The 25,198-nt window shown below is 67.9% G+C and carries 23 protein-coding genes; 20 read left to right on the top strand and 3 right to left on the bottom strand.

Features of this window, described 5'->3' with window-relative positions; all coding sequences use genetic code 11:
- Positions 1–175: HNH endonuclease (locus tag AC1DGI_RS13605; protein ID WP_476899225.1), on the top strand; the 175-nt coding region annotated here is incomplete at its 5' end.
- Positions 176–368: 193 nt separating this feature from the next.
- Here AC1DGI_RS13605 and AC1DGI_RS13600 read toward each other — a convergent pair.
- Positions 369–896, bottom strand: a complete 528-nt coding sequence (locus AC1DGI_RS13600; protein ID WP_476899219.1) for a DUF427 domain-containing protein — start codon at positions 894–896, stop codon at positions 369–371.
- Positions 897–1,071: 175 nt separating this feature from the next.
- Complete coding sequence (locus AC1DGI_RS13595; protein WP_476899218.1) at positions 1,072–2,007, bottom strand: aldo/keto reductase; 936 nt, start codon at positions 2,005–2,007, stop codon at positions 1,072–1,074.
- Between the two features lie 51 nt (positions 2,008–2,058).
- Between AC1DGI_RS13595 and AC1DGI_RS13590 the strand changes: the two genes are divergently transcribed.
- Both AC1DGI_RS13590 and mshC read left to right on the top strand, forming a co-directional pair.
- Positions 2,059–2,892, top strand: coding sequence for an undecaprenyl-diphosphate phosphatase (locus AC1DGI_RS13590; RefSeq protein ID WP_476899217.1), 834 nt, complete (start codon positions 2,059–2,061; stop codon positions 2,890–2,892).
- A gap of 15 nt (positions 2,893–2,907) precedes the next feature.
- Positions 2,908–4,206, top strand: a complete 1,299-nt coding sequence (gene mshC / locus AC1DGI_RS13585; RefSeq protein WP_476899216.1) for a cysteine--1-D-myo-inosityl 2-amino-2-deoxy-alpha-D-glucopyranoside ligase — start codon at positions 2,908–2,910, stop codon at positions 4,204–4,206.
- A 45-nt stretch (positions 4,207–4,251) separates the two neighbouring features.
- Here the strand turns inward: mshC and AC1DGI_RS13580 are convergent, their stop codons facing one another.
- The gene (locus AC1DGI_RS13580) at positions 4,252–5,157 is read right to left on the bottom strand and encodes a PAC2 family protein (RefSeq protein WP_476899215.1); all 906 of its coding nucleotides are present in this window, start codon (positions 5,155–5,157) and stop codon (positions 4,252–4,254) included.
- Between the two features lie 121 nt (positions 5,158–5,278).
- Here AC1DGI_RS13580 and AC1DGI_RS13575 point away from each other — a divergent pair, with 121 nt between their 5' ends.
- The 17 genes from AC1DGI_RS13575 (at position 5,279) to AC1DGI_RS13495 (ending at position 25,128) form a co-directional block, all read left to right on the top strand.
- A complete protein-coding gene (locus tag AC1DGI_RS13575; RefSeq protein ID WP_476899214.1) occupies positions 5,279–5,992 on the top strand; it encodes an HAD family hydrolase in 714 nt (237 codons plus the stop codon).
- Positions 5,985–7,187: a site-2 protease family protein gene (locus tag AC1DGI_RS13570; RefSeq protein WP_441400379.1), complete on the top strand. Its 1,203-nt coding sequence runs from the start codon at positions 5,985–5,987 to the stop codon at positions 7,185–7,187. The genes AC1DGI_RS13575 and AC1DGI_RS13570 overlap by 8 nt, the downstream gene beginning before the upstream one ends.
- 114 nt (positions 7,188–7,301) lie before the next feature.
- Positions 7,302–8,354 carry a tRNA (adenine-N1)-methyltransferase gene (locus AC1DGI_RS13565; RefSeq protein ID WP_441400377.1) on the top strand — a complete coding sequence of 351 codons (1,053 nt, stop codon included), beginning with the start codon at positions 7,302–7,304 and terminating at the stop codon, positions 8,352–8,354.
- A gap of 81 nt (positions 8,355–8,435) precedes the next feature.
- Complete coding sequence (arc, locus tag AC1DGI_RS13560; RefSeq protein WP_476899213.1) at positions 8,436–10,247, top strand: proteasome ATPase; 1,812 nt, start codon at positions 8,436–8,438, stop codon at positions 10,245–10,247.
- A gap of 56 nt (positions 10,248–10,303) precedes the next feature.
- On the top strand, positions 10,304–11,914 hold the full coding sequence (gene dop / locus AC1DGI_RS13555) for a depupylase/deamidase Dop (protein WP_476899224.1): 1,611 nt from the start codon (positions 10,304–10,306) through the stop codon (positions 11,912–11,914).
- A 93-nt stretch (positions 11,915–12,007) separates the two neighbouring features.
- Positions 12,008–12,208: a ubiquitin-like protein Pup gene (locus AC1DGI_RS13550; protein ID WP_441402514.1), complete on the top strand. Its 201-nt coding sequence runs from the start codon at positions 12,008–12,010 to the stop codon at positions 12,206–12,208.
- 108 nt (positions 12,209–12,316) lie between these two features.
- The gene (gene prcB, locus AC1DGI_RS13545; RefSeq protein WP_441402513.1) at positions 12,317–13,168 is read left to right on the top strand and encodes a proteasome subunit beta; all 852 of its coding nucleotides are present in this window, start codon (positions 12,317–12,319) and stop codon (positions 13,166–13,168) included.
- 1 nt (position 13,169) lies between these two features.
- Entirely contained in the window at positions 13,170–13,877 is a 708-nt protein-coding gene (gene prcA / locus AC1DGI_RS13540) for a proteasome subunit alpha (protein ID WP_441402512.1), read from the top strand.
- A gap of 1 nt (position 13,878) precedes the next feature.
- A complete protein-coding gene (gene pafA / locus AC1DGI_RS13535; RefSeq protein WP_441402511.1) occupies positions 13,879–15,243 on the top strand; it encodes a Pup--protein ligase in 1,365 nt (454 codons plus the stop codon).
- 112 nt (positions 15,244–15,355) lie between these two features.
- A complete protein-coding gene (locus AC1DGI_RS13530) occupies positions 15,356–16,291 on the top strand; it encodes an FKBP-type peptidyl-prolyl cis-trans isomerase (RefSeq protein WP_441400249.1) in 936 nt (311 codons plus the stop codon).
- 34 nt (positions 16,292–16,325) lie between these two features.
- On the top strand, positions 16,326–16,721 hold the full coding sequence (locus tag AC1DGI_RS13525) for an FKBP-type peptidyl-prolyl cis-trans isomerase (RefSeq protein ID WP_441400248.1): 396 nt from the start codon (positions 16,326–16,328) through the stop codon (positions 16,719–16,721).
- 136 nt (positions 16,722–16,857) lie between these two features.
- Positions 16,858–18,867, top strand: coding sequence for a helix-turn-helix transcriptional regulator (locus tag AC1DGI_RS13520; protein WP_476899212.1), 2,010 nt, complete (start codon positions 16,858–16,860; stop codon positions 18,865–18,867).
- Between the two features lie 5 nt (positions 18,868–18,872).
- Positions 18,873–19,268 (top strand): hypothetical protein, encoded by a 396-nt coding sequence (locus AC1DGI_RS13515; protein ID WP_441400244.1) that lies wholly within the window; start codon positions 18,873–18,875, stop codon positions 19,266–19,268.
- A gap of 29 nt (positions 19,269–19,297) precedes the next feature.
- Positions 19,298–19,567: a Sec-independent protein translocase subunit TatA gene (gene tatA, locus AC1DGI_RS13510; protein ID WP_441400242.1), complete on the top strand. Its 270-nt coding sequence runs from the start codon at positions 19,298–19,300 to the stop codon at positions 19,565–19,567.
- Between the two features lie 48 nt (positions 19,568–19,615).
- Entirely contained in the window at positions 19,616–20,410 is a 795-nt protein-coding gene (tatC, locus tag AC1DGI_RS13505; RefSeq protein WP_441400250.1) for a twin-arginine translocase subunit TatC, read from the top strand.
- 24 nt (positions 20,411–20,434) lie between these two features.
- Positions 20,435–23,335, top strand: a complete 2,901-nt coding sequence (locus AC1DGI_RS13500; RefSeq protein ID WP_441400240.1) for a DEAD/DEAH box helicase — start codon at positions 20,435–20,437, stop codon at positions 23,333–23,335.
- Between the two features lie 119 nt (positions 23,336–23,454).
- Positions 23,455–25,128 (top strand): amidohydrolase, encoded by a 1,674-nt coding sequence (locus tag AC1DGI_RS13495; protein WP_476899211.1) that lies wholly within the window; start codon positions 23,455–23,457, stop codon positions 25,126–25,128.
- The last annotated feature ends 70 nt before the right edge of the window (positions 25,129–25,198 follow it).

Below are 25,198 nucleotides of genomic sequence, written 5' to 3'. Positions count from 1 at the left end.
CCGCGGCGGCACCACCTCCGCCGACAACGGAGTCCTGCTCTGCTCCCACCACCACCACCTGATCCACAAGGAACACTGGACCATCCAACCCCGCGCCGGCATCCCCTGGTTCATCCCGCCACCCCACCTCGACCCCCGCCAACAACCCAAACGAAACCACTACTTCCGATCATGAAGCGTTGCCAAGCGGCATTGGTGATCCGTGCGGTCGAGTTCCGGAATCCACAACCGCTGGTTTGGAAGACCACACCAACGGTTTCAGGGGCTCCCCGCAGTTCCAGGACTGGCAGGACCTTCTGCACAGGTTCTACGAGCCGTTCCCGCTGGTCGAACACTACGAGGCCGTGAACTTCGTCCCTCGCTAGAGCTCACCACCCGGCCGTACCGGGGCCACCCTTGAACGGACCAACGATCTGCGCCGTGATCCAACCGCCGTAGAAGCCGCCCTCTTGGAAGGTCACCTGCTCGCCGTCGACCTCGCAGGAGTCCATGCGAGCCGGGTAGATGGCCACCCGGGTGCTGAGCGCCTCGAAACCGCGGGTTGGGTCGGGGTAGGTCCACCCGGACCGGGGGGCGGTGACGCCGCCGGCAACGACGTCGAAGTAGTGCGCTTCGCCCTTGAACTCGCAATAGCTGGTGCCTTCAACCGGAACGAGTGCACCGGGCGGGAATGAGTCCAACGGCAAGTAGTAGACAGGAGGATGACTCGTCTCCAGGACGCGGACCGCATCGGTGGTGTCGGCAATCACCTGGCCGCCGAGCCGCACGATGACCCGTTCCGTTCGCGGCTCCACCCTGGGCGGCCGCGGGTAGTCCCACACCGATTCTTGACCGGCCTTGGGTTGGACCGGCCGGGGACGTCGAAAGGAGTCCGCAAACCCGTGAGCAGGAGTCATGTCCCCATGGTGCCATCTTTGGTGGGGACACGACCCTGAAGACCGCAGATTTCCCGGTTCGTGGGCCAATCGGACGGGGGTCCTGTGGGCCGGCCAAGACCAAGGCAGGCCTCAGCGGCGGAGATGGTCTTGGCGGCCTTGGAGCCAAAGGATCGTTACCCGCGGCCGTGGGGGATCAGGCGGGGCTGGAGACGTCCTCGAGTGCGGTGGCAATCTCCGGCGGCAGCGGCGTCAGCACCGCGTCCATGATTTCCTTCAACTGGACCGGCGTCCGGGCACCCACCACGGCCGTGGCCACTCCGTGTTGGGACAGCAGCCAACTCAGCGACACGTCCAAGGCGGTACGGCCGAGCCCCTTGGCCGCCATCGCGACTGCTTCAACGACGCTCGAGGCGTTGCCTTCGAGGTATGGCTCGACGTAGCTGGCCAGCGTCTGGTGCGCGGCCCGCGAGTCGGCCGGAATGTGCCCGCGGTACTTCCCAGTCAGGACGCCGCGTCCCAGGGGTGCCCACGCCATCAGGCCGAGCCCGGCGTCTTCGAGGGCGGGGATCAATTCGGCTTCGGCCTGGCGCCGCACCAGTGAGTACTCGGCCTGGCAGGCGACCAGCGGGAAACCCGCCACCGCGGCCGCCTTGGCGGTCTGCCAGCCGCTGAAATTGGATACACCGGCGTAGCGTGCCCGGCCGGAGCGCACCGCGAAGTCCAGTGCGGACAGGGTTTCCTCCAGCGGCACGTTCGGATCCCAGGCCTGGGCGAACCAGATGTCCACGTAGTCGGTGCCCAGCCGCRCGAGGCTCGCATCGAGGCCGGACAGCATCCCGTTGCGGGACGTGTCGACGCTGTGCCGGCCGCCCGACGTCGTCAGGCCGGCTTTGGTGGAGATCACCACTTCAGAGCGGGCAACGACGTCGCCCAGCATGCCGCCGAGCAAGGCCTCGGCCCTGCCACCGGAGTAGGAAGCCGCGGTGTCGATCAGCGTCCCGCCCCCGTCAACAAAGGCGCGGAGCAGGCCGGATGCATCCTGTTCATCAGTCTCACCGGCCCACGACATGGTGCCAAGGGATAGGGACGAGACTCGCAACCCACTGTTGCCGACATAACGCTGCTGCATGCCTGCAAGCTTACGATGCTCCAGACCCTGCATACCGTAGGGTCTATAAACGTGAACTGGTTAGAAGCGGCCTTTCTGGGCCTTGTGCAGGGACTGACAGAATTCCTCCCCATTTCTTCAAGCGCCCATCTGCGGATCGTGGGGGCCTTCCTGCCCGACGCCGCCGACCCCGGGGCAGCGTTCACCGCCATCACCCAGTTGGGCACCGAGACGGCAGTCATCGTCTACTTCTGGCGTGACATCGTTCGGATTGTGAGGGCCTGGTTCGGCTCCCAGACCGGTAAGGTGTCCCGGCAGGACCCGGACGCGCGGATGGGCTGGCTCGTGATCCTGGGCAGCCTCCCGATCATCGTCCTGGGCCTGCTCTTCCAGGACCAGATTGAGTCGGTGCTCCGCAGCCTGTGGGTCGTCGCCACCACGCTGATCGTCTTCGGCATGATCCTCGCGGTCGCGGACGCCGTCGGGCGCCAGGAACGGGACCTCACGCAGCTCACCTACAAGCACGGCATCTTCTTCGGGCTGGCGCAGGCGATGGCATTGATCCCCGGGGTGTCACGCTCCGGCGGCACCATCACCGCCGGCCTGCTGATGGGGTACACCCGCGAAGCCGCGGCGCGGTACTCCTTCCTGCTGGCCATTCCGGCCGTCTTCGGCAGCGGCCTCTACCAGTTGTACAAGGTCGTCTCGAAGGAAGGCATCACCGGCCCCTACGGCCTGCCCGAGACCGGCCTCGCCACCGTGATCGCCTTCGTGGTGGGCTACGTCATCATCGGCTGGTTCCTTCGATACGTCTCCACCAACAGCTACCGGAACTTCGTCTGGTACCGGATCTTCCTCGGCCTCGCGCTCTACTTGCTGCTCGGTTTCAATGTCATCAGCGCCTAGCACTAGGCTTGGGATGTGAAATCCTGGACCTCCCGCCCTGTTCCCCAACTCCCGGGCAGCATGCCCGCGCTGCGACTCTTCGACACCGTCAAGCGCGGCGTCGTCACCCTTGAAGCGACGGGGAACCAGTCCATGTATGTCTGCGGAATCACCCCGTACGACGCCACCCACATGGGGCACGCGGCCAGCTACGTGGCCTTCGATCTGCTCAACCGGGCCTGGCGCGACGGTCGCCAGCAGGTTGCCTACGTGCAGAACGTTACCGACGTCGACGACCCGCTGCTGGAACGGGCGACGGCGACCGGCGTGGACTGGCGAGACCTCGCGGCCAGCCAAATCGAGTTGTTCCAGACCGATATGGAAGCCCTGAACGTGCTGGCGCCGGACAACTACGTGGGTGCCGTCGAAGCGATCCCGCGGATCGTTCCCGCGATCGAGTCGCTCCGGCAGCGCGGCCTGGCCTACGCGGTCGCCGGCGCCGCCGGAGAACCGGACGGCGATATCTATTACGACGTCGAAGCGGCCGGAAAGCACTCGGTCGAGGCGCCCGACGCGTGGACGCTGGGGTCCATCTCCGGGCTCTCCGACGCCGAGATGCTCGAACTGTTCGCCGAGCGCGGCGGCGACCCCGGCCGTGCCGGGAAACGCCAGGCCTTGGACCCGCTGCTCTGGCGGGTCGCCCGGGAGGGTGAGCCCAGCTGGCCGGGTGGCGAACTGGGGGAGGGGCGCCCCGGCTGGCACATCGAATGCACCGTAATCGCGCAGCAATATCTGCCCGCGCCGTTCACGGTCCAAGGCGGCGGTTCCGACCTCGTTTTCCCGCACCACGAAATGGGAGCGGGCCATGCCTACTCCCTGACCGGAAAACCGCTGGCGAAGCACTTCGCGCATGCCGGCATGGTGGGCCTCGACGGCGAAAAGATGAGCAAATCCAAGGGGAACCTCGTCCTGGTGTCGAAGCTCCGCGCCGCCGGCGAGGAGCCCGGCGCGATCCGGCTCGCCATCCTGGCACACCACTACCGCAGCGACTGGTCTTGGACCGATGAAGGCTTCGCCGCGGCCAAGGACAGGCTGAAGACGTGGCGTGCCGCCGTCGAGGTGGCCCCCGCAGGGTCGGCCGCAGCTCTCCTGGCGGAGTTGCGGGCAGCTCTCTCGGACGACCTCGATGCCCCGCGTGCACTGGCAGCAGTGGATGCCTGGGCCTCCGAAGCGCTGGCCGCCGTAGCAGGCGGTCCGGCCGGATCAGCCGGATCAGCCGCGGACGCGGCCCTGGTAGGCGACGCCGTCGATGCGTTGCTCGGCGTCGAACTGTAGCTAGGCCTGTCTAAGCGGTAGCCCGGGGTGGGCCCGGGCTACCGTTTAGGGCTTGTCCTTGCCCCGGCGCTTGAGGTAGCGCTCGAATTCCCGCGCGATCGACTCGCCGCTGGCCTCGGGGAGATCCGCGGTGTCCTTGGCTTCCTCCAATTGGCGCACATAGGCGGCAATCTCGGGGTCCTCAGTGGCGAGTTCGTCCACGCCGCGTTCCCACGCGTCGGCGTCTTCGACCAGCTCGTGGGTATCCAGCGGAACCTGCAGCAGTTCCTCGATCCGGTGCAGGAGGGCCAGCTGGGCCTTGGGCGAGGGCGCCTGGGCCACGTAGTGCGGTACGGCCGCCCAGAGGGAGATGGTAGGCAGGCCGGCGAGCAGGGCCACCTCCCCGAGTACGCCAACGATCCCCACGGGTCCCTCGTATTGCGAGGCTTCCAGGTCCATCCGCTCCCGCAGCGCGGCGTCGTCGGTGGAGGCGCTGACCGGGATGGGGCGGCTGTGCGGTACGTCCGCCAGCAAGGCACCGACCAGGATCACGTAGTCCACCTTCAGCGCTTCGGCGTGCACCAGTAGCTCGGCCGTGTAGGCGCGCCACTTATAGGACGGCTCGGTGCCCTGGACGAAGATGACGTCCACATTCGAGCCCGGGACGCTCGCCTTGAAAATCCGGGTGGACGGCCACTTGATCTTCCGTTCCCCGGAGGCCGTCCGCCGGATGGTGGGCCGGGTGAACTGGAAGTCGTAGTACTCGTCCGCATCGATCGAACCGGCCTTCTTGCCGCCCCAAAGCTTGTTCAGGTACCGCAATGCGTCGCTCGCCGCTTCGCCGGCGTCGTTCCACCCTTCGAAGGCCGCAAGCATCACCGTGATGCGCTGGCCCTCGGGCACGGGCTGCAACAACCGCTCAGGCTCAGGCGTGACGCCCGTGTCCGTGGGGTCTGGCTCGAAGCTATTCATGTCTTCACCCTACTTCCAAGACACGGGGGAGCGCAGGGAGGCGGGCACCGAAGGGCGCCGGAAATTCGCCGACGGCGTAGCCCGGGACGGCGAACCGGGGCCACCCCGTAGACTTGAGGGCATGCGATCCACAGCCTCCCAGCCCCTGCTCAAAGCCGCGCTCTGGGACATGGATGGCACGATCGTGGACACCGAACGGTACTGGATTGAAGCCGAACACGCCCTGGTGGCCGCCCATGGCGGAGAGTGGTCGCACGATAAAGCCATGCAGCTCGTCGGGCAGTCGCTCGTCTACTCGGCAGGCATCCTCCAGGAAGCCGGGGTGGAGATGGAGGCCCGCGACATCATCGATACCCTCACCGGCTATGTCGTCAGCAAGGTCCGCGAGTCCGTGCCCTGGCGTCCCGGCGCGCGGGAGCTGCTGGACGCGCTGCACACGGCCGGCGTCCGCTGCGCCCTCGTAACGATGTCCGAGGCACCCCTGGCCCGCGAGATCGTCGCCAGCCTGCCCAAGCCCTATTTCGAGTTCCTCGTTACCGGGGACACTGTCACGCAGGGCAAACCGCACCCCGAGGCCTACTTGAGGGCGGTTGAACTCCTGCAGCAGCACGATCCCGAGCTGGATCACCGCCATTGTGTTGCCCTCGAAGACTCGGAACCAGGAGTCGCGGCAGCGGTGGCCTCCGGCGTCGTCACGGTGGCCATTCCGCATATTGTCCCGCTCGCCGACGACCCGCGCCGCGCCACTTGGGACACCCTGGCCGGACGCACCGTTGCCGATCTGCAGGAACTCATCTCCCTCCGGCACGAATTCGTCGGAGCCGGCCTTGACTGAACCGCAAAACACCCAGCAGAGCACCGAGGAGCGTCCCTTCTCGCTGCGCGGCGGGATCCCGCTCGGCAAGATCGCCGGCATTCCCGTGGTGCTGGCCTATTCGTGGTTCGCCATCGCGGCGTTCACGGTCATCGTCTATGGGCCGGTCCTGGCGCACAACGACCCGCGGCTGGGCGTCAGCGCCTACCTCGTGGCGTTCGCCTATTCGGTGCTGCTGCTGATCTCGGTCCTGGTCCACGAACTGGCCCACGCGCTCACCGCACGGATGTACCGCTGGCCCACCCGCAAGATCGTCCTCAACCTCTGGGGCGGCCACACCCAGTTCGAAGACTTCACCGCTTCGCCGGGCAAATCGGTGCTTGTGGCCCTGGCCGGGCCCGCCGCGAACCTCGCCCTCGCCGCCGGCGGCTGGCTGCTGCTCACCGGCGGCCAGCTGGCCGGAGTCGCTGACACCCTGGCGAACATCTTCGTGTGGGCCAACCTGCTGATCGGTATCTTCAACGTCCTGCCCGGGCTGCCGCTGGACGGCGGCCGGCTGGTCGAATCCGCGGTTTGGAAAGCCACCGGCAACCGCGAGAAAGGCACCATCGCGGCAGGCTGGACCGGCAGGATCATCGTGATCGCTATCGCCGCATGGTTCGTCGCGCTGCCGTTGCTCAGCGGCAACCAACCGGACACCTCCCTCATGCTCATCACCGTCCTGGTGGGCGGCTTCCTCTGGATGGGCGCGTCGGCCTCCATTCAGCAGGCCCGGTACCGGAGCCGGCTGCACCTGGTCGACGCCGCCGCCCTCGCCGAGCCGGCCATCGGCCTGCCGGCTACCGCCACCGTCGCTGACGTGCTGCGCTATTCGGGCGCCGGAGTCCCCGCCGTCGTGCTCTACGGTCCGGACGAACGGCCCGCCGCCGTCGTCGACGACGCTGCCGCCGCTCAGGTTCCGGCGGCCCTCGCGGCCGCGACCCCGGCCTCCGCCGTCGCGTACCCGTTGGCTGCCGGCGCCTACGTCAAGGCAACTGACCGCGGGGCCGAGCTGCTGGCCTACCTTGCTCAACTCGAAGGCTCCGACTACGCCGTCGTCGACGACGCCGGAACCGTCACCGGGCTGCTCCGCCAGCTCACCGTCCTGAACGCCCTCACGGGCAAACGGCAGCAAGGAACGGCGGGCGCCCGGGCAGGGACCGAGGGCCGTAATTAGGACCCGAACCGGTAGAGTTACCTGCCGGTCGCGAATTATCCGGCCCACGACCACGGGCCGGCGCCCGCCGCTATCACCGCGGCCGTCCAGCTTTACAGGAGCGAGGAACATTCCATGAGCAGCGACATCCCCGCAGGGGACACCACGAGCACACCCACCACAACGGGCAAGCCGCCGGTGGGCGCAGCCCGGCGCCGCGGACCGTTCCGCGAAGGCGAGCGGGTGCAGCTCACGGACGAACGAGGCCGGATGAACACCATCAGCCTCGAGGCCGGCGGGGCCTTCCACACGCACCGCGGTTTCCTCAACCACGACGAGATCATCGGCCAGCCGGACGGCTCGGTCGTGGTCAACAACGTCGGCCAGCAGTACCAGACCCTGCGGCCGCTGCTCTCCGATTTCGTGCTCTCGATGCCGCGCGGCGCCGCCGTGGTGTACCCCAAAGATGCCGGCCAGATCGTCACCATGGCGGACATTTTCCCCGGCGCCCGGGTGGTCGAGGCCGGCGTCGGCTCCGGCGCGCTGTCCATCTCGCTGCTGCGTGCGGTCGGGGACAACGGCTACCTGCACTCATTCGAACGGCGTGAGGAATTCGCGGACATCGCCCGCGGCAACGTCGAGACGATCTTCGGCGGCCCGCACCCGGCGTGGCAGATCAGCCTCGGCGACTTCCAGGAGGAGGTCGTCCGGACGGAGAAGCCGGGTTCCGTGGACCGCGTGGTCCTGGACATGCTTGCCCCCTGGGAATGCCTCGACGCCGTCGCCACCGTGCTGGCTCCCGGCGGCGTCTGGATCAACTATGTCGCGACCGTGACGCAGCTTTCCCGGACCGCAGAGGCCATCCGCGCCGACGGCCGCTTCACCGAGCCGGATGCCTGGGAGTCCATGGTCCGCGGCTGGCACCTGGAGGGCCTCGCCGTCCGCCCGGACCACCGCATGGTGGCGCACACCGGGTTCCTGCTGGTCACCCGCCGGTTGGCCGACGGCGTTACAGGCATCTCGGTCAAGCGCCGGCCGTCCAAGACCGACTTCGACGCCGAGGATGTCAACGCCTGGACCCCGGGCGCCGTCGGCGAGCGGGCAGTGTCGGACAAGAAACTGCGGCGGGCGGCACGCGACGCGATCGCCGGCACGAACGTCAAGGACACCCCCGAGGTTACGAACTAGTCCGCATTTCGGAAGTCTTCAGCGGCGTGCCACCTCTTGGGGCTAAGGTCTTAATAGAGGTACTGAAGGGGCTGATGAACGATGGAGACTCCGAGCAACGACCGTGGCCGCACACCGGCCGAGGAAGAGGCCCTGGCGGCTGCCGCTGCCGGGCGGACCGAGCCGTCGGCGGCCGACGTCGACCGCTTTGCGGACAGTGAACTGTCCGTGGCCGAACGCCAGGTCAACATCCTGCGCGACAAGCTCCGCCACATCGACCGTCAACTCGCGGCCGCCACGCAGAACAACTCCAAACTGGTCGGGATGCTGGAAACGGCCAAGGCCGAGATCCTGCGGCTGAAGAACGCCCTGGACCAGGAGGGCCAGCCGCCGTACAGTTTCGGCACGGTCCTGCAGCTCAACCCGAAGCGGCACCCGGCGCCCGGCAACAGCGGGCAGGCCGCCACCGAAGAGTCCGTGGACATCTTCAACGCGGGCCGCAAGATGCGGGTGGGGATCAGCCCGCTGGTTAACCTCAACCAGCTCGCCGTCGGCCAGGAGGTCCTGCTCAACGAGGCCCTGCTGGTGGTGGCCGGGCTCGGCTATGAGCGGGCCGGCGACCTCGTCACGTTGAAGGAACTGCTGGGCTCAGACCGCGCCCTCGTAGTTGGCCGCGCCGACGAGGAGCGGGTGATCCGGCTCTCCGGGGCCCTCCTGGCGCAGAAGCTGCGGGTTGGCGATGCGCTTTCGATCGACACCCGCACCGGGTACGCGCTGGAGAAGATTCCACGGTCCGAAGTCGAGAACCTTGTCCTCGAAGAAGTCCCGGATATCACCTACCAGGACATTGGCGGCTTGGGCCCGCAGATCGAACAGATCCGCGACGCCGTCGAACTGCCGTTCCTGCACCCCGATCTGTACCGGGAGCACGGGCTCAAGGCCCCCAAGGGCATCCTGCTGTACGGGCCGCCGGGCTGCGGCAAGACCCTAATCGCCAAGGCCGTGGCCAACTCGCTGGCCGCCCGTGCCGCCGAGCGGGCCGGCAAGACCGACATGAAGAGCTACTTCCTGAACATCAAGGGTCCGGAACTGCTGGACAAGTACGTCGGCGAGACCGAACGGCACATCCGGCTGATCTTCGCCCGCGCCCGGGAGAAGGCCTCCGAGGGGAGCCCGGTGGTGGTGTTCTTCGATGAGATGGACTCGCTGTTCCGCACCCGCGGCACCGGCATCTCCTCGGACGTCGAGACCACGATCGTGCCGCAGTTGCTCAGCGAGATCGACGGCGTGGAGCGGCTGGACAACGTGATCGTGATCGGCGCCTCCAACCGGGAGGACATGATCGATCCGGCCATCCTGCGGCCGGGCCGGCTGGATGTGAAGGTCAAGATCCAGCGCCCCGACGCCGAAGCCGCGGCGGACATCTTCAACAAGTACATCACCACGGACCTGCCGTTCCACAGCTCCGACCTCGCCGAGCACGACGGCGACGTCCAGGCCACCGTGGATGCCATGATCCAGCGCACCGTGGAGGCCATGTACTCCACCGAGAAGTCCAACGAGTACCTCGAGGTGACCTACGCGAACGGCGACACCGAGATGCTGTACTTCAAGGACTTCAATTCCGGGGCCGTGGTCCAGAACGTGGTGGACCGGGCCAAGAAGTCGGCCATCAAGGACCTGCTGACGTCCGGGCAGAAGGGGCTGCGGATCGACCATCTGCTGCGCGCCGTCGTCGACGAGTTCCGCGAGCACGAGGACATGCCCAACACCACGAACCCGGACGACTGGGCACGCATCTCGGGCAAGAAGGGCGAACGCATCACGTACATCCGCACCATCGTCCAGGGCAAAGCCGGACAGGAACCGGGGAAGTCCATCGAAACCATGCCCAGCACAGGCCAGTACCTGTGACGGCAGTGCCTGGCCGTCCGGCCGGCGATACCGGCGGGCTGCCCGTCGGCGGCGCCATGCGGGTGATGGGCTCCGAAACCGAATACGGCATCCACGCGCCCTCCGCGCCGGGCGCCAACGCCACCATGATGTCGGCCCGGGTCATCCAGGCCTACGCCCAGGTGACCCGGCAGCGTGCCGCCGGCGGCGCCGAAACCCGGTGGGACTACACCGACGAGGAGCCCCTGCACGACGCGCGCGGCTGGACCCTGGAGCGGAGCGCGGCGACCCCTGAGCAGCTCACCGACCGTCCGCCGGTCCTGGACGCGGAGGCGATCGCCCTCGCCTACGGCCGCGCGGAACTGGACCACGACGGCGAGGACGAGTCAGGCTCGCTGCTGATGAACATGGTGCTCGGCAACGGCGCCCGGCTGTACGTGGACCACGCCCACCCGGAATATTCCAGCCCTGAAGTCACGAATCCGCGCGCCGCCGTCGCCTGGGACGCGGCAGGTGACCTGGTGGCCCTCGCCGCGGTCCGGCGGCTGGCGGCGGACCCGGAGCTTCCGCCGATCAACCTGTACAAGAACAACACGGACAACAAGTCCGTGTCCTACGGCTCGCACGAGAACTACCTGATGCCCCGGTCGGTCCCGTTTGGTGAGATCGCGCGGGGTCTGACGCCGTTCTTCATCACCCGCCAGATCATGTGCGGTGCCGGCCGCGTCGGCCTCGGCCAGGACAGCTCCCGGCCCGGCTACCAGATCAGCCAGCGTGCCGACTTCTTCGAAACCGAAGTCGGGCTCGAAACGACGATCCGCCGCCCCATCATCAACACCCGGGACGAGCCGCACGCCACCGCGGACAAGTACCGCCGGCTGCATGTCATCATCGGCGACGCGAACCTCAGCCAGGCCGCCAACTTCCTCAAATTCGGCAGCACCGCCATGGTGCTGAGCCTGATTGAGCACGGCTTGGCGCCCCGCGTCGAAGTCCACGAACCGGTGGCCGCCCTACAGGCGATCAGCCACGACACCTCGCTGACCGCCACCCTTCGCCTGCTCGACGGCCGCCGCGTCACCGCCCTGGACCTGCAATGGATCTACTTCGAGGCCGCCGCGAAACTCGCGCAGGACACAGGGGTGGCGGACGCCGTCGACGGCGACGGACACACCCACGCGGTGCTGGAACGCTGGTCCGCGACCCTGACCGAGCTGGACAGCGACCGGGCGGCGGCGGCGTCGACGGTGGAATGGCTGGCCAAGCTCTCCCTGATGGAGGGCTACCGGCAGCGCGACGGACTGGAGTGGTCGGACGCGCGGCTGGGCCTGGTGGACCTGCAATGGGCGGACATCCGCCCCGAGAAGGGCCTCTACCACCGGCTCCTGGCCCGGGGCCGGATGCAGCGGATCGTCGAGGACGAGGCGATCAGCCGCGCCGTGACCGAACCGCCGTCGGACACCCGGGCCTTCTTCCGCGGGCGCTGCGTCAGCCGTTTCGGCACGGACCTGGTGGGGGCCAGCTGGGACTCGGTGATCTTCGACCTGCCGGGCCGCGGCAAGCTGCAGCGCGTCCCCACCCGCGAACCGCTGCGCGGCACGGAGGCCTTGACCGGCGGCCTGTTTGCACGGCACCGCGAGGCCGGGCCGTTCCTGGCGGAGCTCCTTGGACTGCCCCCGGGTTCCTAGTCGGAAAGACCCCCGCGCGACGCCCCGGCGTGGCAATATGGGCTTACAGGATGTCCCAAGCACGATGGGACAGACAGCGAGAAGGAGAAAACGATGGCAGGCCAGGAGCAGCAGCAGCCGCAGTCCCGCGACACCGAGGTGGACGAGGACATTCCCGCCACCCCTGCGCCGCCGGAAGGCCAGGCCTCTGCCGCGACCCAGGGCGTGGACGATCTGCTCGATGAGATTGACGGCGTGCTGGAGTCCAACGCCGAGGAATTCGTCCGCGCCTTCGTCCAAAAGGGCGGCCAGTAGGCCAGCGGTCCTTGGCCGGCGTGGAACTAGCGGAGGAGACGCGGAACTGAGGAAACACTGGGCTGCGGGCCGGAAGTCGTTGAGCCACTACGTTGAGGGAGTGCACCAGTGCAGGAAACATCAGCCAACCAGGTAGCAGCGAACGCGACGTCCTCATTCACCGAACACCTGCAGCGGTCCCGGCCGGAACTGCTGCCCTACAACGCCCTGCTCGGCGCCCTGAACGGCGGATCTCCCACCGGGCTGCCCGCGGGAACCGCCGCGGTGCCGCTCCAGACACCGCACGCGACCACCATCGTCGCCATGACCTACGCCGGGGGAGTGCTGATGGCAGGTGACCGCCGCGCCACGATGGGCAACGTGATCGCCAGCCGGCACATTGAAAAGGTGTTTCCGGCCGACCAATATTCCGTGCTGGGGATTGCCGGGACCGCCGGCATCGCCTTGGACATCACCCGGCTGTTCCAGGTTGAACTCGAACATTACGAAAAGATCGAGGGCACCCCGCTGAGCCTGGACGGCAAGGCCAACCGGCTCGGCGCGATGATCCGCGGCAACCTGCCCATGGCGATGCAGGGGCTCGCCGTTATCCCGCTGTTCGCCGGCTTCGACCGGCCCGCCGGCGTCGGCCGGCTGTTCTCATACGACGTCACCGGCGGCCGGTACGAGGAGCAGGAACACCACACCGTCGGTTCGGGTTCCATGTTTGCCCGCGGCGCATTGAAGAAACTCTGGCGGCCCGGCCTCGCCGAAGAAGAAGCCGTGGCTGTGGCGGTCGAGGCGCTGTACGACGCGGCCGACGACGACTCCGCCACGGGCGGCCCGGACCCGGTCCGGCAGCTCTGGCCGGTGGTGTACACCGTCAGCCGGTCCGGTGCGGTCCGTATCCCGGAACGCCAACTGGCCGCCGTGGCCGGCACCATCATCGAATCACGGGCCGTAGCCCAGCGGGAGGCCTGAGATGACCCAGCAGTTCTATGTCTCACCGGAACAGCTGATGAAGGACCGGGCAGACTTCGCCCGGAAGGGGATAGCCCGGGGCCGGTCGGTGGTGGTCATCAGCTGCCGTGACGGGATCGCCCTGGTGGCCGAAAACCCGTCGCCGTCGCTGCACAAAATCGGCGAAATCTACGACAAGATCGCGTTCGCCGCCGTCGGTAAATACAACGAGTTCGAGAGCCTGCGGCAGGCCGGGGTCCGGTACGCCGATGTCCGGGGCTACTCCTACGACCGCGAGGATGTGACGGCCCGCGGGCTGGCCAGCGTTTACGCACAGAGCCTCGGCGCCGTGTTCACCGCGGAGCAAAAGCCCTTCGAAGTGGAGTTGGCGGTGGCCGAGGTCGGGGCCGGTCCGGAAGCCGACCATCTCTACCGGCTGACCTTCGACGGGTCCATCGCCGACGAGCAGGGCTTTATCGTGATGGGCGGGCAGGCCGACAAGGTGTCCGAGGCTGTCGCCGCCGGCTGGCGCGGCGAACTCGATTTCGCCGGGGCCATCCGGCTGGCCCTGGCCGGACTGGTCGCGGACAAGGAGGCTGACGCGCTGCCGGCGTCGGCCGTGGAGGTCGGCGTACTGGACCGCGATTCCGAAAGCAGCCGCGGTACCCGGCGCGCTTTCCGCCGCCTCGACGACGCCGACATTGTGGCCCTGCTGGCTGAGGAGAACTGAGATGGACAAGCGCATTTTCGGGATTGAGACCGAATTCGGAATTTCCTATTCGAGCCCGGAATCCCGCCCGCTGGCGCCGGAGGAGGTGGCCCGCTACCTCTTCCGCAAGGTGGTCAGCTGGGGCCGGTCCTCCAACGTGTTCCTCACCAACGGCTCCCGGCTCTACCTCGACGTCGGCTCCCACCCCGAGTACGCCACTGCCGAGTGCGACGACCTGGCCCAGCTCATCGCCCACGACCGGGCCGGGGAGCTGATCCTCGATGACCTCGTGGACGAGGCGCAGGAACGGCTGGCGGCCGAAGGCTTCAACGGGACCGTGTACCTGTTCAAGAACAACACCGACTCGGCCGGGAACTCCTACGGCAGCCACGAAAACTATCTGATACCGCGCCGCGGCGAGTTTTCCCGGCTGGCTGAAATCCTGATCCCCTTCCTGGTGACCCGCCAGTTGATCGCCGGGGCGGGGAAGATCCTGAAGACCCCGCACGGCGCCACGTTCGCGTTCTCGCAGCGCGCCGACCACATCTGGGAGGGCGTCTCCTCCGCCACGACCCGGTCGCGGCCCATCATCAACACCCGCGACGAACCACACGCCGACGCCGAGTTCTACCGGCGGCTGCACGTGATCGTGGGGGATTCGAACATGTCCGAGACGACGGCGCTGCTGAAGGTCGGAACCGTCGACCTGATCCTGCGGATGATCGAGGCCGGCGTGATCATGCGCGACATGCGGATGGAGAACCCCATCCGCAGCATCCGCGAGATCTCCCATGATCTGACCGGGCGCGCGGTGGTGCGGCTGGCCAACGGGCGGCAGCTGACCGCCCTGGAGATCCAGCGCGAGTACTTGAACAAGGTGACCGAGTTCGTCGCGGACCGCGGCGCCCACAACGCCCACGTCCCGCTGATCCTGGATCTGTGGGAGCGCACCCTGGACGCCATTGAAAGCGGCAACACGGGCACCATCGACACGGAGGTGGACTGGGCCATCAAGAAGAAGCTGATGGACAACTACCGTGAGCGGCACGGCCTGGAACTCGACGCGCCGCGGATCGCCCAGCTGGATCTGACCTACCACGACATTTCCCGCAGCCGGGGGCTCTTCTATCTGCTCCAGTCCCGGGGCGCGGCACGGCGCGTGGTGGACGACACGGCCGTCAAGGACGCCGTCGACGCCCCGCCGCAAACCACCCGGGCCAAACTGCGCGGCGACTTCGTCCGGCGGGCGCAGGAACTGGGCCGCGACTACACCGTGGACTGGGTCCATTTGAAGCTCAACGACCGCGCCCACCAGACCATCCTGTGCAAGGATCCCTTCCGCAGCGTGGACGAGCGGGTGGACGCCCTGCTGGACTCTATGGGCTGATACCCAGCTTTCCACGTTACTCTGGAAAAGGTGCCGTCTCACGGCTACCGCATGCTTTGCCGCTGGCATCTGTCCGGTGAAGTGCCCACCCTGCCCCGACGAAAGTTCTTACGTGCGCCGACTACTAGCAATTCTTATCCCCGGACTGCTGCTGCTCACCGCTTGCGGCGGGCAGCCCGCCGCTCCGGAACCTACCAGCCAGTCCGCCGGCGAGACGGCGAAACTGGACTCGCTGAAACTCACCGACAACGGCGACAAGAAGGCTCCCGGCGTTGAGTTCACCAAACCGCTGGACGTCACGCAACCGACCGTCAAGGTCGTCGATGAGGGCAGCGGCGACCGCGTCAAGGCCAACCAGGTCGCGGACATCTCAATCGTCGCCTTCAACGGCAAGGACGGCTCCACCGTCGAGGACACCTTCCCGAAGGATCCCGAAAAGCTTGAGCTGAACGATGATCTCAAGACCAACAGCGCGATCATCTACAACGCCTTCGTCGGAGCCAAGGTCGGCTCGCACCTGGCCCTGGCCGTCCCCGGCCAGGCCGCCGCGGAAGGCGCTGAACCCCAGCCCTCCCAGCTGCTCGTCATCAAGATCCTCGCCGCGAAGGACGCGGCTCCCGTCCTCGACAAGCCCGAGGGCGACGCCGTGACCCCGCCGGCCGGCCTGCCGACCGTAAAGGAAAACGACAAGGGCGTTCCGGTCATCTCCGTCGACGGAGTGGCCGCACCCAAGGCCCTCATCTCGCAGGACCTGATAAAGGGCAAGGGCCAGGCCGTCAAGTCCACCGATACCATCACGGTGAACTACGTCGGCGTGGCGCTGGCCGGGGGCAAGGTCTTCGATTCCAGCTTCGACAGCGGCAAGAAGGCGACCTTCCCGCTCACCGGCGTGATCAAGGGCTGGACCCAGGGCCTCGACGGCAAGACCGTCGGCTCCCGCGTCCTCCTGGTCGTCCCGAAGGACCTCGCCTACCCTGATGCCACTGCCGCCAGCGGCCAGCCCCAGGGCGACCTCGTGTTCGTCGTCGACATCCTCGGCGTCAAGTAACCAACACCCACCAAGCAACCACAAAGGAGCAACCATGTCGTTTGGACAGCGCAACCTCGACCGCCAGAAGCCGGAAATTGACTTCCCCCAGGGCGACGTACCCACCGAACTCGTCATCACCGACCTGATCGAAGGCGACGGCCCCGAAGCCAAGGCCGGCGACACCGTTTCCACCCACTACGTCGGCGTCGCTTGGTCCACCGGCGAAGAGTTCGACGCCTCCTGGGGCCGGGGCGCACCGCTCGACTTCCGGGTCGGCGTTGGCCAGGTCATCCAGGGCTGGGACCAGGGCCTGCTGGGCATGAAGGTCGGCGGCCGCCGCCGGCTGGAGATCCCCTCCGAGCTGGCCTACGGCTCCCGTGGCGCGGGCGGAGCGATTGGCCCCAACGAGGCCTTGATCTTCGTCGTCGACCTCGTCGCCGTCCGCTAAGGGCCCGCCACAGCGTAAGCACGGCCCGGACCACCCGGGCCACCCTGTCGCCGGAGCGCGGTAACAATCGGAAAGTTCTTCCGGCTGTTGCCGCGCTTTCGCGTTTTCGGCGCGGGGTCTTTAGTACCCTTGCGGAGTGTCCGCCTCACGTACTGAACGCCTCCTGAACCTGCTCATTGCGCTACTCAACACCAAATACGGGCTGCGACGCAGTGAACTGCGCCTGAAGGTCTACCACGACACCACCAGCTCCGAGGCCGCCTTCGGACGGATGTTCGAGCGGGACAAAGGCGAACTGCGGGCCTTCGGTTTCGAGGTCGAGACCGTAACCGACACGGGCTGGGGCTCGGACGATCCGGCGACCACGCGGTATCGGATCGGCAAGGAATCCAACCGGCTGCCGGACGTGAGCCTGACCCCGGCCGAGTGCACGGTGCTGATCCTGGCGGCCCAGCTGTGGGAGCAGGCTGCCCTTGGCTCCGCCGCCCAAAACGCGGTCCGCAAGCTGCAGGCGTCCGGCGGTCTGGTGGACCCCGAGCTTCCCCCGGGCGTCCAGCCCCGCATCCGGCCGGCCGGGCAGGCGTTCGAGGACCTCGTCGCCGCCGTCCATTCCCAGCACACCGTGACGTTCAGCTACCTGGCCGGCAGCACCGGCCAGGAGGAGGAGCGCACGGTTGAACCCTGGGGCCTGGGCAGCCGCTTCGGACAGTGGTACCTGGTCGGTTACGACCGCGCCCGTGCGGACAAACGGTTCTTCCGGCTCTCGCGCCTCACCTCCGCCGTCACCCTCCTGGAGCACGAGGCCTTCACTCCGCCGCCGGCTTTCAATGTCCGCGAACAACTCGCCGCCCTGCCCGAGTTGCCCGTGCGGCACGCCGTCGTCGACGTCGCCGCCGGGGCGCTGCTGGGGTTGCGCAAGCACGCCCTGGCGGGCTCCTCGGGCGCTGATGAGGCCCCCGTCCCCGATGGCTACGACCGCCTCAGGGTGCCGTACCGGGACGCGGAGACCCTCGCCGAAGAACTCGCTTCCTACGGTCCGAAAGCCGCCGTCGTCGACCCGCCGGAGCTGCACGCCGCCGTGCGTCGGCGCCTGGCCGCCGCCGCCGCGTTCGCCTCCGCGCCGGTCCCGCCGATCGACTTTCCGCGCTCGGGACCGGCTCAGCGGACCCGTAAACGCACCTCCGAGGACCAGCTCAAACGGATGCTGCAGCTGGTCCCGTTCCTGGTCCACAACCAGGGGCTACACATCAGCGAGGTCGCCGGTCGTTTCGGCATCACCCGCAAGGAACTCGAGGACGACCTGCGGATCCTGATCTGCTCCGGACTCCCCGAAGGCTACCCGGACGATCTCCTGGACATCCGGTGGGACGACGACCACGTTTACATCATTCAGGACCTCGACCTCACCCGTCCGGTCCGTTTCGCCGTGGACGAGGCCTGTGCCCTGCTAACCGGCCTGGAAGCCCTCAACGGGCTGCCCGGGCTCGCCGAGGGAGGCGCCCTGGAGTCCGTCACCCTCAAGCTGATGGCAGCAGCAGGCGAAGAGGGCCTCAAGGCAGCGGCGGTGGCTGGACCCGAGGTGGCGCCGGAGGACTCCGCCACCCTCGAAACGGCCCGCGACGCCATCCGCAGCGGAGCGCAGCTGCGGCTGCGCTACCTGGCCCCGCAACACGACGCCGTCTCCGAACGCGACGTGGACCCGCACCGGCTGTATTCGCTGGACAGCACCTGGTACCTCGAGGCCTACTGCCACTCGGCACACGGGCTGCGGAACTTCCGGCTGGACCGGATCCAAGACCTGCAGCCCAACGGACTCCCGGTGTCGTCGGCCGCCGACCCGGCCGACGGTTTTCCGGTAAAGCTGTTCACCCCCAACGACGACGATGTCGTGGTGGTCCTGGAGCTGACCCGGCAGGGCGCCGGCCTGGCGGACGACTATTACGCCGAGCGGACAGCGGCGCTTCCGGACGGCAATCTGCTGGCCGAAATCCGCTTCGGCAGCGCGGACTGGCTGCCGATGTTCGTGGCCCAGCACGGCGGCACCGTCCGGATCCTGCAGCCCGCAGACCTGGCTGACGCCACCCGCGGGTGGCTCGACGCCGCCCTGGCACGGTACGAGGACTCCGCTGCACGCCAGCTAGACTGAACAGCATGCCTTGGTGGTCCTGGATCGTAATCTGGATAGCGCTCGTTGCGTTGTCGTTGCTCTTCATCGGCGTGCTCGGCGTCCGGCTGTTCCGGCAGTTCATGGCCACGGCCAAGGAACTGGGTGAGGCCGGGGACCGGTTCGCGAACTTCGCCTCCGACCCGCTTACCTCCGGTTCAGCCGTTGTTCATCTGGCCGCCGTAGGCTCGGACGGCGGCGGGGCGCCTCGTCCGGGAGCCGCACCCGGAGCGGCTGTTTTTGCCCAGCCTGCACTGATGCGACATGATTATGACGCATCCAAGACGGCTCGGCAGGAAGCCCGGCGGCTGCGTCGGATACGGCGCAAGGCGGAGCGTGGACAGCCCCAGGCGCTGCGCGACATCGACCTCCGTAAGACGTAGGATGTACTCAAACGAAAGGACCACCCGGCATGAGGCTTGAAGGCTGGCATCTCATCATCATCATCGTCCTGGCATTGGTGCTTTTCGCTGCACCGAAGCTGCCGGGCATGGCCCGCAGCCTGGGCCAGTCGATGCGGATTTTCAAATCCGAGGTCCGCGAAATGAAGAAGGACGGCACTGCGGAGACGAAGGATGACTCCGACGCCGTCGAAGGCAAAGTGGTGAACCACCCCCGGTCCGCCGGCACCGAAAGCCGCCCGAGCGAGGGAACTGACGTTCCGCCGCCGAGCCGCGCCTAGAACCACATGGCAGTAACCATGAACCGCCGATCGAACCCCGAGGGCCGGATGGCGCTCCTCGATCACTTCAAGGAGCTGCGGAACCGGCTCTTCAAGTCGGCGATCGGCGTCGTCGTCGGCACCGTGATCGGATTTTTCCTCTACCAGCCGATGCTGGCGGCGCTGACCAAGCCGATCCGAGACCTGAATGAGCAGCAGGGCCGGCAGGCCTCACTGAACTTCGACGGCGTGGCAAGCTCCTTTGACCTGATGATCCAGGTGTCCGTGTTCCTGGGCCTGATCGTCGCGAGCCCGGTGTGGATCTACCAGCTCTGGGCGTTTATCGTGCCCGGGCTTCACAAGAAGGAGCGGCGCCTGGCGTTGTCCTTCGTGGCGGCCGCCGTGCCGCTGTTTGTCGGCGGCGTACTCCTCGCCTGGCTGGTGCTGCCCAATGCGGTGCGGGTCCTCACGGAGTTCACCCCCTCGGGCGGCTCCAACTTCATCAGCGCGCAGGTGTACCTGTCCTTCGTGTTGCGCCTGTTGCTGGCCTTCGGCATCGCCTTCCTGCTGCCGGTGGTGCTGTTCGGGCTGAACCTCGCCGGCCTGATTACCGGCCGCCAGCTGCTCAAGAGCTGGCGAATCACCGTGTTCCTGGTCTGCCTTTTCGCCGCGATGGCGGCCCCCGGTGCGGACGCAACGAGCATGTTCTACCTCGCCGTGCCGATGCTGGTGCTCTTCTTCACCGCGATCGGGCTGTGCCTGCTCAACGACCGCCGGCGGGAGAAGCGCACCGCCCGCGTCGCCGCCGAGACGGAGGCCACCGCGGACTTGGCCACTCCCAGCTCAGAGCTGGAAAATCTCTAGCCCTTGGCACACTAGGCTGGAAGCATGTCCTCACTACCCGGGCCGGAGTCGCCGTCCGAGCGCTACCGCGCCAGCGCCGAGCGGGCCGCAGAAGCCAAAACGTACCTGGGCGGCTTCACCCGCTCGCTGGCGTTCGACCTCGATCCCTTCCAGCGCGAGGCATGCCTGTCGCTGCAGGCGGGCCGCGGCGTCCTGGTGGCGGCACCCACCGGTGCCGGCAAGACGATTGTGGGGGAGTTCGCTATCTACCTGGCCCTCCAGCGGGGCCTGAAAGCGTTCTACACGACGCCGATCAAAGCGCTGAGCAACCAGAAGTACGCCGAGCTGGCGGAGAAATACGGCGCGGCCCAGGTGGGACTGCTGACCGGCGACACCAGCATCAACGGTGAGGCGCCCGTGGTGGTCATGACCACCGAAGTGCTCCGCAACATGCTCTACGCAGGCTCGGACACCCTGGAGGACCTGGGTTTCGTGGTGATGGACGAGGTGCACTACCTCGCGGACCGGTTCCGCGGCGCCGTCTGGGAAGAAGTGATCATCCACCTCCCCAGCGAGGTCCAGGTGGCGTCGCTTAGCGCCACGGTCTCCAACGCCGAGGAATTCGGCGCCTGGCTGGACACCGTGCGCGGCCAGACCGACGTCATTGTCTCCGAACACCGTCCCGTTCCGCTGTGGCAGCACGTCATGGTGGGGCGCAAGATCGTGGACCTGTTTGCCGGCGACACCAGCTTCGATGAGATCGCGGCCGCCGGCGAAAACAACGTGGCCGCAACAGCCGAAGCCGGTGCCAGCGCCGTCATCACCGAGCGGGCCGGCTTCGAAGTCAATCCGGAACTGCTCTCGATGGCACGCGCCGAGAGCCAGATGAACTTCCGCGGCCGCTTCGGCCACGGCGGCCGCAACCAACGGCAGCGCAACCAACGAAACCAACGGGACGAAGCCCCGCAAGGCGGCACCCGCAGCCCGGTCCGGAAGGCCAGCCGGCCGCAGGTCATCGCCAGCCTGGACCGGATGGACCTGCTGCCTGCCATCACCTTCATCTTCTCGCGCGCCGGCTGCGACGCCGCCGTGGCGCAGTGCGTCTCCGCCGGGCTCTGGCTGACCACCGAGCAGGAACAGCTCATTATTGCCCGCCGGGTCGACGAGGCAGCCCAGGACATCCCCTCCGACGACCTGGACGTGCTGGGCTTCTGGAGCTGGCGGGACGGGCTGCTCCGCGGCCTGGCCGCGCACCACGCCGGCATGCTGCCGACATTCAAGGAAGTGGTTGAGAAACTCTTCGTGGACGGACTGGTCAAGGCCGTATTCGCCACCGAGACCCTCGCGCTGGGCGTCAACATGCCGGCGCGCTGCGTGGTGCTGGAAAAGCTGGACAAGTTCAACGGCGAGGCGCACGTCAACATCACGGCGGGGGAGTACACCCAGCTGACCGGCCGGGCAGGACGCCGCGGGATCGACGTCGAGGGCCACGCCGTCGTCCTCTGGCAGCCGGGGACAGATCCGGCGGCCGTCGCTGGCCTCGCCTCCCGGCGGACCTATCCACTGAACTCCAGCTTCCGGCCGACCTACAACATGTCCATCAACCTTGTGGCGCAGTTCGGCCGGCCCCGCGCCCGGGAAATCCTGGAATCCTCCTTCGCGCAGTTCCAGGCTGACCGCTCCGTCGTCGGGCTGGCAAAGCAGGTCCGCGGCCGGGAAGAATCCCTCGCCGGCTTCAGCAAGGCCATGACCTGCCACCTGGGCGACTTCACCGAGTACTCCCGGCTGCGGCGGGCGCTGTCCGAAGCGGAGAACAGCGCCGCGAAGGGGACGTCCCGGGCCCGGAAGTCGGTCACCGAGGACTCCTTGAGCCGGCTGCTGCCCGGCGACGTCGTGGACGTCCCTTCGGGGCGGGCGCCCGGCCTCGCCGTCGTCCTGAGCTCGGACCACCACTCACGCGAACCGCGTCCCGCGGTCATGACCCTGGACAACCAGCTGCGCCGGATCGGCCTGCACGACGTGGAAGGTCCGCTCGCCCCGATCACCCGGGTCAGGATCCCCAAGTCCTTCAACGCCAAGGTGCCCAAGTCCCGACGGGACCTGGCGTCCTCGGTCCGGAACGCGATGCGGGATGGCCGGCCGCCGGCCCCGCCGAACCGCAATGAGGACTTCGGCCGGGCCGCCGCGCTGCCGAACCTGGAGAAGAAGATCACGGAACTGCGCCGCGAGCTCCGCGCCCACCCGTGCCACGGCTGCAGCGAGCGTGAGGACCACGCCCGCTGGTCCGAGCGCTGGTGGAAACTCCGCCAGGAGACGGACGGCCTGATCCGCCAGATCCAGGGCCGGACCAACACCATCGCCAAGACCTTCGACCGGGTCTGCGGGGTCCTTTCCGCCTACGGTTACCTCGAGACCTCGGATTCCGGGGCACTCTCGATCAGCCCGGACGGCCAGCGGCTCCGCCGGATCTACGGCGAAAAGGACCTGCTGATTTCGCAGTCGCTGCGGTTGGGCGCCTTCAACGACCTCGACGCCGCCGAAGTCGCGGCGCTGGCCAGTGTCCTGGTCTACCAGGCTAAGCGCGAGGACCGCGGCCTGCGGCCCAAGATGCCCAGCGTCTCGCTGGAGTCCGCGGTCGACACCGTCGTCCGGGAGTGGTCCGCGCTCGAGGACGTGGAGGAATCCAACAAGCTGCCGCTGACGGGCGAGCCCGAGCTGGGCCTGGTCTGGCCGATCTTCAAGTGGGCCAAGGGTCGGCACCTCCAGGAGGTGCTCAGCGGCACGGACCTGGCCGCCGGAGACTTTGTCCGCTGGGTCAAACAGGTTATCGACCTGCTGGACCAGCTGGCCAAGATCCCGGGCCTGGAACCGCGCGTTGCACGGCTCTGCGCGGAAGCGATCAGCCTGGTCAAACGCGGCGTCGTCGCCTACTCGGCCGTCGCGTAACCGGCCGCTGACAGCCGCCCACCCTTACTACCCCGCCCGGCTAGCTTCTCCAATCCGGAGAGCACGTCCGGCCCGCACCTCCGGCCACCGCCGGCCCCCAGTTACGAGGAGTCCCCAGCATGACCGTTTCACCGTCCGAAGCACCTAAGGCACCGCGCAAGGTGACGCTGTACCGCAACGGATCCGTCTACACTGCTGCGGATCCCTTCGCTACTGCCATGCTGGTCGACGGCGACACGGTGGCCTGGGTCGGCGCCGAACAGGCCGCCACCTCCATCGCCGACTCCTCGATGGAAGTCGTCGACCTGCAGGGCGCCCTCCTGGCCCCAGGTTTCGTGGATTCCCACGTGCACCTGACCGAGACGGGGATCGCGCTGGACTCACTGCAGCTGGGCGGTGTCCGCTCCGCCGCGGAACTGCTGGACGCCGTCGCCGGTTCCTCAGTGTCCGGTTCCGGCGCGGGCGGCACGGTGCTGGGGCACGGCTGGGACGAGACACTCTGGGCCGACCCCACCCTGCCCAGCCGCGAGGAGCTGGACCGCGCCGCGGGCGGCCGCCGCGTGTACCTGTCCCGGGTGGACGTGCACTCGGCCCTGGTGTCCGCCTCGCTGGCGGCCGACTCCGGGCTCGAGGGACTCGACGGAGATGGAACAAGCGGCCAGGTCAAACGCGCCGCCCACATCGCCGCGCGCCTTGCCGCGCGTAAGCTGTCGGCCGAAGCCCTGCTCGGCTACCAGCAGGCCGCGCTGGCCGAGGCGGCCGCCAACGGATATGTGGCGCTGGCCGAAATGGCGGCCCCGCACATCGGCGGCGTCGCAGACCTGCAGCTCGCCGCCGGCTGGAACGCCGCTGACCGGACCGGCCGTGCCGTCCCGGAGATCCTGCCCTACTGGGGCCAGCTGGCCGGTTCGGCGGACCAGGCCCGCGCCATTCTCGAGAGCCTCGGCGTGGCGGTGCTGGGCCTGGCCGGGGACCTGAACATGGACGGCTCGATCGGGTCGCGCACCGCGGCGCTGCGCGGCGACTACACCGACGCGCCGGGGGAGCGGGGCAGCCGATACCTCTCCGTCGACGAGGCCGCCGCGCACGTGGCAGCGTGCTCCATCCTCGGCATCCAGGCTGGTTTCCATGTGATTGGCGACGCCGGCCTGGACGCTGCGCTGGAGGCCCTGGACCGGGCCGCCGCCGAGGTCGGCGAACAGCGCGTCCGCGCGGCCGGCCACCGCCTGGAGCATGTCGAACTCGCCGGCCCGGACGCCATCGCCCGGCTGGCGAAGTACTCGGTGACGGTCAGCGCGCAGCCCGTCTTCGACGCCCGCTGGGGCGGGCCGGACAGCCTCTACGCGCGGCGGCTCGGTTCCCGCCACACCGGCATGAATCCTTTCGGCTCCTTCTACTCCGCCGGGGTGCCCGTCTGCTTCGGTAGCGACAGCCCGGTCACCCCGCTGCGACCGTGGTCCAGCGTCCGCGCCTGCCTGGAGCACCACAACGACGCCGAGCGGATCTCCGCGCGGGCCGCGTTCCTGGGCCACACCAGGGCCGGCTGGCGGGCCGCCCGGTACCGGGACCCGATGGCGGGCCAGCTCGTCCCGGGTGCGCCGGCCAGCTTCGCGGTCTGGGAAGTCGAAGAACTGATGGTCCAGGTGGCGGACGGGCGGGTCCAGTCCTGGAGCACGGACCCCCGTGCCCGGACGCCCCTGCTGCCGGCGCTGGACACCGGCAGCGATCCTGTCTGCCTGCAGACGGTGCGGAACGGCGTCGAGCTCTTCTCCAACGGCTTGCTGGGAAACTAGGCACGCCGGGCGCCGGTCCGCTGACTGACTATACTGGGGAGCTGTGCCTGTCTTCGGCTGATAGCCGGTT

The sequence above is a fragment of the Arthrobacter sp. 05N428_2 genome (genome assembly GCF_056397065.1).
This window is presented reverse-complemented; position numbering and strand designations above follow the sequence as displayed.

Bases quoted from the DNA above. Each gene is read 5' to 3' on its own strand.
- AC1DGI_RS13600 (WP_476899219.1), bottom strand. From the start codon at position 896: ATGACTCCTGCTCACGGGTTTGCGGACTCCTTTCGACGTCCCCGGCCG.
- AC1DGI_RS13580 (WP_476899215.1), bottom strand. From the start codon at position 5,157: ATGAATAGCTTCGAGCCAGACCCCACGGACACGGGCGTCACGCCTGAG.
- AC1DGI_RS13575 (WP_476899214.1), top strand. From the start codon at position 5,279: ATGCGATCCACAGCCTCCCAGCCCCTGCTCAAAGCCGCGCTCTGGGAC.
- AC1DGI_RS13565 (WP_441400377.1), top strand. From the start codon at position 7,302: ATGAGCAGCGACATCCCCGCAGGGGACACCACGAGCACACCCACCACA.
- arc (WP_476899213.1), top strand. From the start codon at position 8,436: ATGGAGACTCCGAGCAACGACCGTGGCCGCACACCGGCCGAGGAAGAG.
- dop (WP_476899224.1), top strand. From the start codon at position 10,304: ATGCGGGTGATGGGCTCCGAAACCGAATACGGCATCCACGCGCCCTCC.
- AC1DGI_RS13550 (WP_441402514.1), top strand. From the start codon at position 12,008: ATGGCAGGCCAGGAGCAGCAGCAGCCGCAGTCCCGCGACACCGAGGTG.
- prcA (WP_441402512.1), top strand. From the start codon at position 13,170: ATGACCCAGCAGTTCTATGTCTCACCGGAACAGCTGATGAAGGACCGG.
- pafA (WP_441402511.1), top strand. From the start codon at position 13,879: ATGGACAAGCGCATTTTCGGGATTGAGACCGAATTCGGAATTTCCTAT.
- AC1DGI_RS13525 (WP_441400248.1), top strand. From the start codon at position 16,326: ATGTCGTTTGGACAGCGCAACCTCGACCGCCAGAAGCCGGAAATTGAC.
- AC1DGI_RS13515 (WP_441400244.1), top strand. From the start codon at position 18,873: ATGCCTTGGTGGTCCTGGATCGTAATCTGGATAGCGCTCGTTGCGTTG.
- tatA (WP_441400242.1), top strand. From the start codon at position 19,298: ATGAGGCTTGAAGGCTGGCATCTCATCATCATCATCGTCCTGGCATTG.
- tatC (WP_441400250.1), top strand. From the start codon at position 19,616: ATGGCGCTCCTCGATCACTTCAAGGAGCTGCGGAACCGGCTCTTCAAG.
- AC1DGI_RS13500 (WP_441400240.1), top strand. From the start codon at position 20,435: ATGTCCTCACTACCCGGGCCGGAGTCGCCGTCCGAGCGCTACCGCGCC.
- AC1DGI_RS13495 (WP_476899211.1), top strand. From the start codon at position 23,455: ATGACCGTTTCACCGTCCGAAGCACCTAAGGCACCGCGCAAGGTGACG.